We start from the raw sequence: 12,063 nt of genomic DNA, 5'->3' as shown, positions 1-12,063 counted from the left end.
GGCACAAGCAGCGTCCGGGCCGATCCGGGCGCCCTTTGCAGGGGCCGGATACAGGCCAAACCATCTATTCCTCCGGCAAATCCCCCATGCCCAAGGCGTCGATAAAGCCGAAGCTGCGCAAATCACGCATCCGCATCGGGTAGAGCATGCCAAACAAATGGTCGCACTCATGCTGCACGACCCGGGCGTGGAAATCCTCCACGCTACGGTCGATGGGCATGCCATGCTCGTCCAGACCCTGGTAGCGCAGGCGGGTATGGCGCGGCACCAGGCCACGCATGCCGGGCACCGATAGACAGCCCTCCCAGTCGTCGGCCATCTCCTCTCCCAGCGGGGTCAGCACCGGGTTGCACAGGATGGTAAAGGGCACTTCCTCGGCGTCGGGATAGCGCGCGCTCTTGAAGCCGCCGAAAATGGTCAGCTGCTTGGATACGCCGATCTGCGGCGCGGCGATGCCGGCGCCGTTCTGGGCCACCATGGTGTCCTTCAGGTCCTGGATCAGCTCCGCCAGCGCGGCGCTGCCGAATTCGTCCGCCCGTATCGGTGCGGCGGTGCGCAGCAGCAACGGATCGCCCATTTTTACGATTTCTTTAATCGCCATCGACTTTTACCAATGCTTCCAGAATTCGGTGAACGTGTTCGATGGCGGTATCGAACACCCCGGCGGCCGCGGCCAGATCAACATGGTGGCGACTATCGCCCCGTCCGGCGGCCCAGTTGGCCACCACGGCGATGGCGGCATAGCTCAGGCCGGCCTCGCGGGCCAGGGCGGCTTCCGGCATCCCGGTCATGCCCACCATATCGCCACCGTCGCCTGCCAGGCGGTTGATCTCGGCGGCGGTTTCCAGCCGCGGGCCCTGGGTGGCCGAATATACGCCGCCATCGAGCACATGCTGGTGACTGGCCTTGGCCGCCTTGAGCAGGCGCGCGCGCAGCTTGGGACAATAGGGCTCGGTGAAGTCGATATGGGTTACCGGCTTCTCGCCACCTTCGAAATAAGTGTGCTTGCGGCCATTGGTGTAATCGATAAGCTGGTTGGGCACGACGATGGTACCGGGCGGCAGATCGTCGCGAATGCCCCCCACGGTACAGATCGAGACTACCCGCTTGACCTTTTGTTCCGCCAGCGCCCAGATATTGGCGCGGTAGTTGATTTCGTGCGGCGGGATGGTATGGCCGTAACCGTGGCGAGCGATAAATACCACCTGGTGGGTGTTGATTTCACCAAAGGTCAGCGCGCCGGAGGGCTCGCCATAGGGGGTACGGATCACCTGCCGGTGCGTGATATTCAGATTCTTGAGCCGGGTCAAGCCGGTTCCGCCAATGATGGCGAGCATGCGCAATCCCTTCTGTTGTTCTTGGTGGGCGGGCTGAGCCCAATATTAAGCGTGAAATGACGCTCCGCGCCAAGCGGGCTTATTCGAGTGTCAGCGTGTAGTTGCGGAACACGCTGTCGTACTGCCAGCCATGCGCCTCGTAGATGCGCTGGGCGGCATGGTTGTCGTGCGCGGTCGACAGTTGCAGGTAGGTCGCACCGCTGGCTTGTCCAAAGCGCTGCGCCTCATCCAGCAACAGGCCGGCTACGCCTTTGCCCCGGGCCTCGGGTGCGACATAAAGGTCGTACAAGGTCCAGATGGGAGCCAAGGCGACCGAGCAGAAGCCGGGATAGAGCTGCATAAAGCCCACTGCCCTGCCCGCTTCCTCCGCCAGGTAAACCACGGATTGGCCGGCGCCCAGGCGCATGCCCAGCCAGGTACGGCAGGCGGTGAGGTCACTGGGTTGCCGGTAGAACTGCCGGTAGGCATCGAACAGGCGGGCGGCTTCGTCGAGCGAATCGCCCGCATGGAGTTGAAACAGTTTCATTGGAGTCCATTCGTCCGGCAAAATTGCTGCAAAAAAGCACTGAAGGCGGGCCCGATCTCCGGATGACGGGCCCCATAGGCCAGTGTCGCCTCCAGATATCCCAATTTGGAGCCACAGTCATAGCGGCGCCCTTCGAACGGCATGGCAAGCACCCGTTCTTCTTCCAGCAAGGCGGCGATGGCATCGGTCAGCTGGATCTCGCCTCCCTTGCCCGGCTTGGCATTGACCAGGTGGCGGAAGATGCGGGGGCTGAGAATATAGCGGCCAACCACCGCCAGGGTGGAGGGTGCGTCCTCCGGTTGCGGCTTTTCGACGATGCCGCTCAGCTTCAAGCGGCCCTCGCCATTCTTCTCCACCACCACGATGCCATAGGAACCGGTCTCCTCGCGCGGGATGTCCTGCACGCCGATCACCGAGCTATGGCTGTCTTCATACAGCTCGACCATCTGCCGCATTACCGGCTTGCGCGCGTCGATCAGGTCGTCCGCCAGGATCACCGCGAAGGGCTCGTCGCCGATCAGCGGCCGCGCGCATAGCACCGCATGGCCCAGTCCCAGCGCCTCCGGCTGGCGGACGTAGGCACAGCTGACGGTACGCGGCAGGATATTGCGGACGATTTCCAGCAACTCGTGCTTGCCCTTGGCAAGCAGCTCGGTTTCCAGTTCGTAGGCTTTGTCGAAATGGTCCTCGATCGCCCGCTTGTTGCGGCCGGTGACAAAGATCATATCGGTGATGCCGGCGGCGACCGCCTCTTCGACCGCGTACTGGATCAGCGGCTTGTCGACCACATTGAGCATTTCCTTTGGACTGGCCTTGGTCGCAGGCAAGAAGCGGGTGCCCAGGCCCGCTACCGGAAATACAGCTTTGGTGACTTTTTGCATGTCTTTCGGTCTCTATGTGGTCGAAACACGATTCTTCGAAAGTCGCGAATTGGCAACCAGCGGGTCAATTGTCCTGGGGCGCGGTCAGTAAAGCCTGCAATCCGGCTTCATCCAGTATCGGCACGCCCAGTTCCTGTGCCTTATCCAGCTTGGAACCCGCGGCTTCGCCGGCCACCAGGTAATTGGTTTTCTTCGACACGGAGCCGGCCACCTTACCGCCGGCGGCTTCGATCAAGGCTTTGGCATCTTCGCGGCTGAGCGTGGGCAACGTACCGGTGACCACCAGGGTTTTGCCCAGCAGCGGTCCGCTGGCAAGCGCCTCGCTGGGTTCATGTTCCGGCCAGCTCACGCCGGCAGCGCGCATCTGCTCGATCACCTCGACATTGTGCCCCTCCAGCAGGAAGTCGCGAATACTTTGCGCCACCACCGGCCCGACGTCCGGCACCGCTTGCAGCGCTGCCAGGGCGGCGGCCTCATCGGCCACGGTGGCAGCCGCCACCAAGCCATCCAGCTTGCCGAAGTGACGCGCCAGATCCTTGGCGGTCGCTTCGCCGACATTGCGTATACCCAAGGCGTAGATAAAACGCGCCAGCGTGGTGTCCCGGCTTTTGGCGATACCGGCCAGCAAATTGGCGGCCGACTTCTCGGCCATGCGCTCCAGCTCGGCCAGTTTGACGATGCCCAGCTTGTAAAAATCCGCCGGCGTGCGCACCAGGCCGACATCGACCAGCTGCTCCACCAGCTTGTCGCCCAAGCCTTCGATATCCATCGCGCGGCGACCGGCGAAATGCAGCAGCGCCTGCTTGCGCTGGGCCGAGCAAACCAGGCCGCCGGTACACCGATAGGCCGCCTCGCCTTCCTCGCGGCTCACATGCGAGCCGCACACGGGACAGGCGGCCGGCATGGCGAAAGGGGGGTGTTGCGGGGTCCGTTCATTGGCCGAGTCGGCCGGGGCGTCCATCATGGGCCGGCGTTCCAGCAAGACGCCCACCACCTCGGGGATCACGTCGCCGGCCCGTCGCACCACCACCGTATCGAACAAGCGCACATCCTTGCGATGTAACTCATCCAGATTGTGCAGCGTGGCGTTGGTGACGGTGACACCGCCGACAAAGACCGGCTGCAGCCGCGCCACCGGCGTCAGCGTACCGGTACGGCCTACCTGGATATCGATGGCCTCGACCACGGTCAGCGCCTCTTCCGCCGGGTATTTGTGGGCAATCGCCCAGCGCGGCGCCCGCGACACATAGCCCAGCCTGGCCTGATCGGCCAGCATATCGAGTTTGTAAACGACGCCATCGATATCGAAGGGCATCGCCGCCCGCATCGCACCGACCCGCTGGTAGTAGGCCAGCAAGCCCGCCACGCCCTCGACCCGTTCCGCGTATTCACAGACGGGAAAGCCGAAAGTCTTCAGCATGGCCATGATGGCCGACTGGCTATCGGGCCATGCGGCGCCGTCCAGTTGCGCCAGGCCATAAGCAAAAAACATCAGCCGCCGGCTGGCGGTGATCCTGGAATCGAGCTGCCGCAGGCTACCGGCCGCGGCATTGCGCGGATTGGCGAAAAGCTTGTCGCCGCGAGCGGCCTGCTCGCTATTGAGGCGTTCGAAATCCTTGCGAAGCATCAGCACCTCGCCGCGCACCTCCAACAAGGCCGGCGGATGCGCGCAGTCCAGGCGCAGCGGAATCGCGCGAACGGTCTTGAGATTGGCGGTGACGTTCTCACCCGTGGTGCCATCGCCGCGGGTAGCGCCCTGCACGAATAGGCCGTGCTCGTAACGCAGGGTGATGGCCAGGCCGTCGAACTTGGGCCCGACATCGTAGGCGACCCGCTCGGTGCCGAGGGTTTCGCGGATGCGCTTGTCGAAAGCCTGCACGTCCTCGTCGGCAAAGGCGTTGTTCAGCGACAGCATGGAAACCGTGTGTTCGACCTGCTCGAATACCGACAGCGGCCGCCCACCCACCCGCTGGGTCGGCGAGTCGGACACCTTCAATTCGGGATGGGCCGCTTCAAGCGCTTCCAGCTCGCGGTAAAGGCGGTCGTACTCGGCGTCGGGGACGCTGGGCGCGTCGTATACGTGGTATTCGACGCCATAGCGGTTCAGCAGCGCGCGCAATTGCGCGGCGCGTTCGGAGAAAGTGATACTCATGCTGTCTTCAGGAAAAAAGTCTAAGTGCGGCCACGCCGCCGGCGGGAATACCACGATCGTCCATGCGACCATAGATGGTTTCCAACTGCTTGCGGATAGCGGCCAGATCGGCGGGCTTGAGCGAGCGATTGTCATCGTCCACCAGGTCGCCACCCAAGGTCAGCGCCATCTGCTGGGCCAGGTCGGCCATCCGGTCGAAGGCCTGCTCGCCGCCGGCCACCCGGGGCACATCCAGCAGCAGGGTAACGGAGGGCGTATCGTCCAGGGCATCGAGCGGGCGGTGGTGGCGATCGGCCAGGCTGAACAAGGCCATCCCCGACTCGGAACGGGCATGGAACAAACCGTCCGTTTCCAGGACCAGGCCAGCGCCTTCCGCCATGGCGCGGATGCGATTCATGGCGAATGGGTTGCGGCTGGTCACGACATTGAGGCCGATCTGCATATCGACCTCCACGCAGAAGGCATCCAGCTCCTTGGCGACCCTCAGTTTGTCCTCGCGGCGCGGGAAGGAGGCAACACCGCCTTCGCTTTCGGCAAAGGTCTTCCATTGCTCGCAGAACAACAGCAATTGCGCTTCGCTGACCGGCCCTTGCCTATCCACCAATTGCAAACCGATGCGCAGCTCGTCATAGCGTTTGCCGGCGCGGGGAACTTCCCACTCGTCGCTTTCGCCCAGGCCCAGCATGCGTACCCGCTTGCCTACTTCCACGGCAGGAATAACGGCGAAGTCCACCGGCATGCCGGGATGGACTTCCGCCACATAGTCGAGCGCGGGGTCCAGTACCGCCACCGCCAGCTCCATCGATTCGCTCAGCTCGAGCAGGTTGGGCTGGGCCGCAACCGGTTCGGCCGGGGTGGCCAGCGGGGAAAGCGAGGGTTCGAAGCGCACTGCTGCCTCGCCCTGCCGCACCATATTCTTGGGCGTGTCGAGCAGGACATCGGGGTGGTTCTTGGCGAAGGCCTCTGCGGCGCGCTTCTTGAAACGCCACTCCTGCCAGCTATTGAACGCCCAGACGCTTGCCACCAGGGCAAGGCCGAGGCCGAGGGTGATCCACTGAAAATCGGTCATGCCTTCTTATCTCCCCGTCGCGGCAAGGCGACGGTTTTTTATTCCAGGATCGCGGCCTGCCGGCCCGGATGGCCAAGGCGGCGCTGAATCGATACGACAGCGCGGCAGCTTAGCGGATGTAGAGAGCTACGCCAAGGTACGGTTCCGGCAGCGAAGTGCAAGATTTGCCGACTAAGTCGCCGCGTGTTGCGACCAATCGCGCGAAACCGCCTGGAAGGCATTGATCAGAAAGGCATCGAAGCGGGTGTCGAGGTCGCCATGGATATCGAAAACCGCGCGCAATGCCGCGCGCCGATATTCTTCCCCGCAGAGGCCCGCCACGCTGTCCTGGAAAAGATCGACGCATGCCACCATCTGCGCGCCGGGATGCAAGGGCTCGGACCCAAGGCGGGCCGGAAAACCGCGCCGGTCGGACCATTGATGATGCTGCCTGATGATCTGCGCCGCTTCCTCGCAGCCGGGGTCCACCGTCAGCAGCCATTGCGCCGCCCGCTCCGGATGCTGGCACCAGTCAGGCCACTGTGGGTCCTTGGCGCGGGGCGGGTTGGCCAGCAAGGCATCGGGCAAGGCCAGCAGGCCCACGTCATGCCAGTAGACAGCCAGCGTCAGCGGCGCTTCCGCCACCTTCTGGGAATGATGCCGGTTCAATTCGAGCACCATGGCCAATTGCCTGGCGGCGCGATCATGCCAAGGCGGGTGGCGGGCGCCCAAGGCCGATGCCAGCTGCTGCCCCAGCCGCAAGGCGGCATCGCTATTGACCGCCGCCGCCGCGGCCGGCGTCGCCTCGGCGCCGGCGGGTGCCCAGCGGCTTACCGTTTGCAGCAGCTCGCCCGGGCTATGGGCGGCCAACAGGATATGGCGTGCCGCCTGGTCCGCCGCCGCTTGACTTCCGGCCTCCGCCAGCTCATCGATGCTGGCCAGCAAGCCGGTGAGCGGCGTTTCGTCGAAACGGCGGGTGGAACGCAACACCATGGCCATGTCGCGCACCCTGTCCATGCTCTGCAGTATCGCTTCCGAGATCAAGGCCGAACTCAGGTAACGCCGCTCCCGCAGGCTTTGCATGACGTTTTCCAGCCTATGCACGAATTCAGCGATCGGCGTTGCCTGGCAATAGCTGAAGTCGCCCTTGATGGAATGCATATGGCGGAAGGCACTGGCGACCAGTTCGACCGATTCCGGAAAACGCACCAACTGATGCAGATCGTCCTCCAGCAAGGGAAGGTGATCCTGCAGTTCGGTCATCACATCCTGCAACAGCTCGAAATTGACCTGCTCGCTGTCCACATCGCCTCCCCAGGCTAGCCATCGTGCTTCTGTACAGTAATACACGAAACCCGATTACGCACGGGCACGCGGCTTGCTATTCACGAGCTTGCTATTTATGTCCCGGGCTGAACTGCCCGGCAATCCAGGGAGCGGCAATGACGCGTATCTATCTATCCACCTTCGCGCTGCTCGGCAGCAGCGTGCTGGCCAGTCCGCTTGGGCCGAACCAATGCCTGGACATCGCCGCGGATACGGCGCGCCTGGCCTGCTATGACGCGGCGCTGGGATTCCAGGCCGAATCGAAGGCGGCGCAGCAAAAGCCCGCTGTAGCGGAAGGCAAGCCCGCCTCTCCCACGCAGCTCGATGCCGGCTGGGAGCTGGAGCCGAAAAGTAAATTGGGCGCATTTGTATTGCGCTCCCACCGGGCCAATTACTTTTTACCGGTTTCCTATAACGTCCGTTCCAATCGTATGCCCCATAGCCCTGCGGCCGATCACCGGACCACCACGCCGCAGCGCTTGCAGGATACCGAAGCCAAATTCCAGTTCAGCCTGAAGACCAAGCTGGCGCAAAACCTGTTCGGCGAAAACGGCGACCTTTGGGCGGCCTATACGCAGACATCCCGCTGGCAAATCTACGATGCCGATAACTCCCGGCCCTTCCGCGAGACCAATTATGAGCCGGAGGCGATGCTGGTTTTCCGCACGCCATACCGGCTATTCGGCTGGCAGGGCAAAATGCTGTCGCTGGGTTTCAACCATCAATCCAATGGCCGCTCGGTACCCTTGTCGCGCAGCTGGAATCGCGGCATCGCCACCATTGGGCTGGAAAAGGATGACTGGACCCTGGTATTACGGCCGTGGTGGCGCTTGCCGGAAGGCGGCAGCGACGATAATCCCGATATCGCCGACCATATTGGACGCGGCGACATTACCCTCAGTCGGCGTTTCGGCGATCATCTCGTCACCGTGATGGGCCGCCATACCTTCAGGGGCGCCGGCCGTTCGCGTGGCGCCGCCCAGCTCGATTGGGCCTTTCCCCTCAGCGGCAACCTCAAAGGCTATGTCCAGCTATTCAATGGCTACGGCGAAAGCCTGATCGACTACAACCACCGCAGTACCTATATCGGCGTCGGCGTGACCTTGCTCGACAGCCAGTGATGCGATGTGGATTGCCCAATATCGCCAAACTCCCCTTTTCCCACACGCGCAGCTATAACAAACCAAGCTTATGGACGTAGTCGGGGATAGCCATGCACGATACAAATTTGCTCAAGAACCTGTTTGGCCTACTGGGCGAAGGCAAGCTGGACCGGCCAAAGTTCTTTCAGATGCTGACCCGGGCAATTGTTCAGGAAATGGCGGCGAGTCGCGCCAGTGTATGGTTCTACGACGGCGACTTGCAGGACCGGGCGGTATGCGAGAGTTTGTACGATGTCAGCGATGGTCATTGGTCGAATGGAGAATTGCTGAGCGAGGATGACTTCGCCGACTTTTTCGCCGCCTTGCGCGATATGCACAAGATCGTCGCCGACGATGCCCGGCAGCATGCATCGACCGCCGGCTTCAGCGAGAGCTATTTCGAACCGCTCAATATCTACTCCCAGCTCAGCGTCGGCATAGAGTTCGACACTCGCCAGATCGGCTGGGTCTGTTGCGAAAACTGCGCCGAGATCCGCAATTGGTCGCAAGCCGACATGCAATACCTGCAGCAGGCTGCCGCGATGATCAGCCTGGCATTCCGCAAATTTGGCGGTTGATCGCCCGCCCGCGCTATCATGCCGAGTTGCCGCCAAGATCAGGCGGCAATTTGCTTTCTACGGGCCGCCCATGCCAGAACTCGATTTATCCGACGACGAGCTGTTGCGTTACAGCCGCCATATCCTGCTCGACGAAATCGGCATCGAGGGGCAAACCAGACTGGCGTCGGCAACGGCGCTGATCGTAGGCCTGGGGGGGCTCGGTTCGCCGGCGGCGCTCTACCTGGCGAGCGCCGGCGTGGGACGGCTGGTGTTGGCGGATGCGGACAAGGTGGAGCTGAGCAATCTGCAGCGCCAGATCGTGCACCGGCAGGATACGGTAGGACAATTGAAGGTGGATTCGGCCCGGCAGACCTTGGCGGGGGCCAATTCACTGGTCGAGGTAGTGGCGCTACCGGAACGCCTGGCGGGTGATGCCTTGCATGCCGCTGTGGCAAGCGCCGATGTGGTTCTGGATTGTTCGGACAATTTCCCAACCCGCCATGCCGTCAATCGCGCCTGCGTGGCGACCGCCACACCCTTGGTATCGGGCGCGGCGGTGCGTTTCGACGGGCAATTTGCGGTATTCGACCCGCGCCAGGCCGATAGCCCCTGCTACCGTTGCCTGTTCGCCGAAGAGGGTGATGTCTCGGACGGGCCTTGCGCCACCTTCGGCGTATTTGCGCCCTTGGTGGGCATCATCGGCGCCATGCAAGCCGCGGAGGCGCTCAAGCTGCTGATCGGCATGGGAGGGGCGCCCCTGGGGCGCTTGCTTACCCTGGACCTGCGGAGTCATGAATGGCGCAGCCTGCGCTTTGCCAAGGACCCCGCCTGCCCCGTCTGCGCTCAATTAGCCTCGTTGTAACCCAAGGCGGCCTTGGCGGCCTGGTACTCGGCCGAATCGCGCGCCTGGCTGTAGGCCAGCCAAAGCGCGCGTGCCCGCTTGGGGTCAGCCTTGTAGCGCTGGTGCGACATCATCAGCCAGGTGGGGTACTCCTGGAAAGCCATCGGTAAGCGTTCTATCGTGGCGCCGAAATCCGCCACATCCTTCAGCAGCGGATCGGCCACCGGGCCTTGCAGGATCGCTCCTTCCACCATGCCGGCGGAAACCTTGCGCAGTATCTGGTAGGGTTCCTTGTCGCTTTCGTCCACCGGCACGCCCATCTCCTTCAACAGGCGCGACACCACGAAGCCTGGCTGCACGGCTATGCGCCGTTTGTATCCGGACAATTTGCGGCCATCCCAGCTCAGAGGACGCTGTTTGTTGTAGTAGATGAGGAAGCGATCGATATACAGCCTCAGCATGGGATCGGGCTTGCATGGCTGCTCACCCGGATAGGCGCCTATCTCGCAACGCTCCGGCAGGAAGCCGGCCCCCAACACGCCATCCATGACGCCTGACTTCACCTCGGCCATGCATCGCTTCCAAGGCAGTTTGACCAGCTCGATCTGTACATCGGCTCGCTTGGCCGCCAATCGCGTCAAGGTGACATACAAACCTTCGCGCTCCTTGAGTATCCAGGGATAGGTCTCATTATCCTCGTGGCAAAAACGCCAGGCTGACTCCGTGGCGCTTGCCGAGCCTGCGGCCAAAAGCAATGCTGTCGCAAGTATGAGTCGTAAAGGGGTCATGGCGATTCCGTATTAAACCGATGATTGATCTGGATCATGGATCAGTCTGCAACCGCGTCCAAGCCTAGTGTTTTCCGTGCGTTCTCGCTGGTCAACCGCGCCAGTTCGCCCAGCTCCATACCGCGCAATTCCGCCAGCAAGGCAGCGATGCCGGCCACGTTGGCCGGTTCATTGCGCTGGCTTGCGGCCCAGCTGGGTGGAATATCAGGCGCATCGGTTTCCAACACAATTCCCTCTATAGGTAGCTTAGTCGCAAGCCGGCGGATATTCAGCGCTCTCTCGAACGTCAGGGTGCCGCCGAAACCCAGCTTGAGCCCCTGGGCCAGGTAGGCGTCAGCCTGTTGCGGGCTGCCATTGAAGGCATGGGCAATGCCCCGCCGGATGCCGAACCGCCGTAATTGCTTCAGCACCTGATCCTGCGATTTTCGCACATGCAATAACACTGGTAACTCAAAGTCGCGTGCAAGCTTGAGTTGCGCCGCGAATATCTCGGTCTGCCGCACGCGATCCAGGCCTTCGACAAAGAAGTCCAAGCCGATCTCTCCCACCGCCACCGGCTTTTCGCTTGCTATGAGTTCGCCCAGCGCGATCAGGTGTGCATCGCGGTGGGTACGCTCGAAAATGGGATGCAGTCCAAAGGCCACCGGACAACCGTAAAGGCGGCGCATCGCCAATGTTTGCGGCATGGCCGCCAGCGTCACGCCCGGGACCACCACGGTATGGACGCCGGCCTCCCTGGCGCGCCGGACAACCTCGTCGCGGTCGGCATCGAATTCCGGAGCGTCCAGATGGCAATGGGTATCGATCAGCATAGTCTGATTGGTCAGCGTAGCAGGCTCGGGATAAGGGGGATAGCCGATAGCCCTTGCAGGTGGGTCAGGCGGGCTATGATTATAGTGACATCGTATCGGTGAACCGCCATGGCCCAGCCAGATCAAAGCCTGCAAGCGCTTAAGCTCGACAGTTTCGACTTGCTGCGCACTCCGACCTTGTTCGCCGAACTGGAAGCCAGCGAAGCCGTCAAGGAGCTGGATGGCGCCGAAGTTCGCCATCTGGCCGGGCTACTCAAAGCCTACGAGGTGCCGGCCGGCACCACCATCTTCAGCGAGGGCGATGCCGCAGCATACATGGGGATGGTACTGGACGGCAGGCTGACGGTGTCGAAACGCAACGACGAGGCCTCCGGCAAACCGCTCTACAGCATGACCGCGGGCAAGGTATTCGGCGAAATGGCCATCCTCGATGGCGAGCCCCGCTCCGCCAGCGTCACCGCAGCGGCGACCAGCCATATCGCGGTCCTGTCGCGCGACGCCTTCGATACCTTGTGCCGCGAGCGGCCGATGATCGCCTTGAAGATCCTGCGTCGACTAGGTCGGCTGCTGTCGCAGCGATTGCGTCGAACCAGCGGTCTGCTGGTCGATTACCTACCGTAGCGGGCAACGCTTACCAGCGCGGTAAACGC

At 62.5% G+C, this 12,063-nt stretch carries 13 protein-coding genes; 4 read left to right on the top strand and 9 right to left on the bottom strand.

Annotated features, from left to right (window positions below; genetic code table 11):
• Positions 1-64: 64 nt before the first annotated feature.
• The 7 genes from FNU76_RS22435 to FNU76_RS22405 all read right to left on the bottom strand — a co-directional run bounded on the left by FNU76_RS22435 (position 65) and on the right by FNU76_RS22405 (position 7,249).
• Entirely contained in the window at positions 65-577 is a 513-nt protein-coding gene (locus FNU76_RS22435) for a peptide deformylase (protein ID WP_308418578.1), read from the bottom strand.
• 13 nt (positions 578-590) lie between these two features.
• Entirely contained in the window at positions 591-1,337 is a 747-nt protein-coding gene (locus tag FNU76_RS22430) for an S-methyl-5'-thioinosine phosphorylase (RefSeq protein ID WP_144280269.1), read from the bottom strand.
• Between the two features lie 79 nt (positions 1,338-1,416).
• Complete coding sequence (locus FNU76_RS22425; protein WP_144280268.1) at positions 1,417-1,863, bottom strand: GNAT family N-acetyltransferase; 447 nt, start codon at positions 1,861-1,863, stop codon at positions 1,417-1,419.
• A complete protein-coding gene (gene galU / locus FNU76_RS22420; protein WP_144280267.1) occupies positions 1,860-2,744 on the bottom strand; it encodes a UTP--glucose-1-phosphate uridylyltransferase GalU in 885 nt (294 codons plus the stop codon). Before galU ends, FNU76_RS22425 begins: the two co-directional genes overlap by 4 nt.
• A gap of 64 nt (positions 2,745-2,808) precedes the next feature.
• Positions 2,809-4,896, bottom strand: a complete 2,088-nt coding sequence (ligA, locus tag FNU76_RS22415; protein WP_144280266.1) for an NAD-dependent DNA ligase LigA — start codon at positions 4,894-4,896, stop codon at positions 2,809-2,811.
• Between the two features lie 7 nt (positions 4,897-4,903).
• Complete coding sequence (locus FNU76_RS22410; RefSeq protein ID WP_144280265.1) at positions 4,904-5,965, bottom strand: cell division protein ZipA C-terminal FtsZ-binding domain-containing protein; 1,062 nt, start codon at positions 5,963-5,965, stop codon at positions 4,904-4,906.
• A 171-nt stretch (positions 5,966-6,136) separates the two neighbouring features.
• Entirely contained in the window at positions 6,137-7,249 is a 1,113-nt protein-coding gene (locus FNU76_RS22405) for an HD domain-containing phosphohydrolase (protein WP_144280264.1), read from the bottom strand.
• 137 nt (positions 7,250-7,386) lie between these two features.
• On the opposite strand from FNU76_RS22405, the gene FNU76_RS22400 reads away from it, so the two are divergent.
• The 3 genes from FNU76_RS22400 to FNU76_RS22390 all read left to right on the top strand — a co-directional run bounded on the left by FNU76_RS22400 (position 7,387) and on the right by FNU76_RS22390 (position 9,834).
• Entirely contained in the window at positions 7,387-8,391 is a 1,005-nt protein-coding gene (locus FNU76_RS22400; protein ID WP_144280263.1) for a phospholipase A, read from the top strand.
• A 92-nt stretch (positions 8,392-8,483) separates the two neighbouring features.
• Entirely contained in the window at positions 8,484-8,990 is a 507-nt protein-coding gene (locus FNU76_RS22395) for a GAF domain-containing protein (RefSeq protein WP_144280262.1), read from the top strand.
• A 70-nt stretch (positions 8,991-9,060) separates the two neighbouring features.
• A complete protein-coding gene (locus FNU76_RS22390) occupies positions 9,061-9,834 on the top strand; it encodes a HesA/MoeB/ThiF family protein (RefSeq protein WP_144280261.1) in 774 nt (257 codons plus the stop codon).
• Here the strand turns inward: FNU76_RS22390 and FNU76_RS22385 are convergent.
• Both FNU76_RS22385 and FNU76_RS22380 read right to left on the bottom strand, forming a co-directional pair.
• Positions 9,816-10,601: a substrate-binding periplasmic protein gene (locus FNU76_RS22385; protein WP_144280260.1), complete on the bottom strand. Its 786-nt coding sequence runs from the start codon at positions 10,599-10,601 to the stop codon at positions 9,816-9,818. The genes FNU76_RS22390 and FNU76_RS22385 overlap by 19 nt on opposite strands.
• Positions 10,602-10,642: 41 nt before the next feature.
• Positions 10,643-11,413, bottom strand: a complete 771-nt coding sequence (locus FNU76_RS22380; RefSeq protein ID WP_144280259.1) for a TatD family hydrolase — start codon at positions 11,411-11,413, stop codon at positions 10,643-10,645.
• A 108-nt stretch (positions 11,414-11,521) separates the two neighbouring features.
• On the opposite strand from FNU76_RS22380, the gene FNU76_RS22375 reads away from it, so the two are divergent.
• The gene (locus tag FNU76_RS22375; protein ID WP_144280258.1) at positions 11,522-12,034 is read left to right on the top strand and encodes a Crp/Fnr family transcriptional regulator; all 513 of its coding nucleotides are present in this window, start codon (positions 11,522-11,524) and stop codon (positions 12,032-12,034) included.
• Positions 12,035-12,063 lie beyond the last annotated feature (29 nt).

The organism is Chitinimonas arctica (assembly GCF_007431345.1).
Lineage (GTDB): Bacteria > Pseudomonadota > Gammaproteobacteria > Burkholderiales > Chitinimonadaceae > Chitinimonas > Chitinimonas arctica.
Note: the sequence above shows the minus strand (reverse complement) of the source record. Positions and strands in the feature narration are given on the sequence as shown.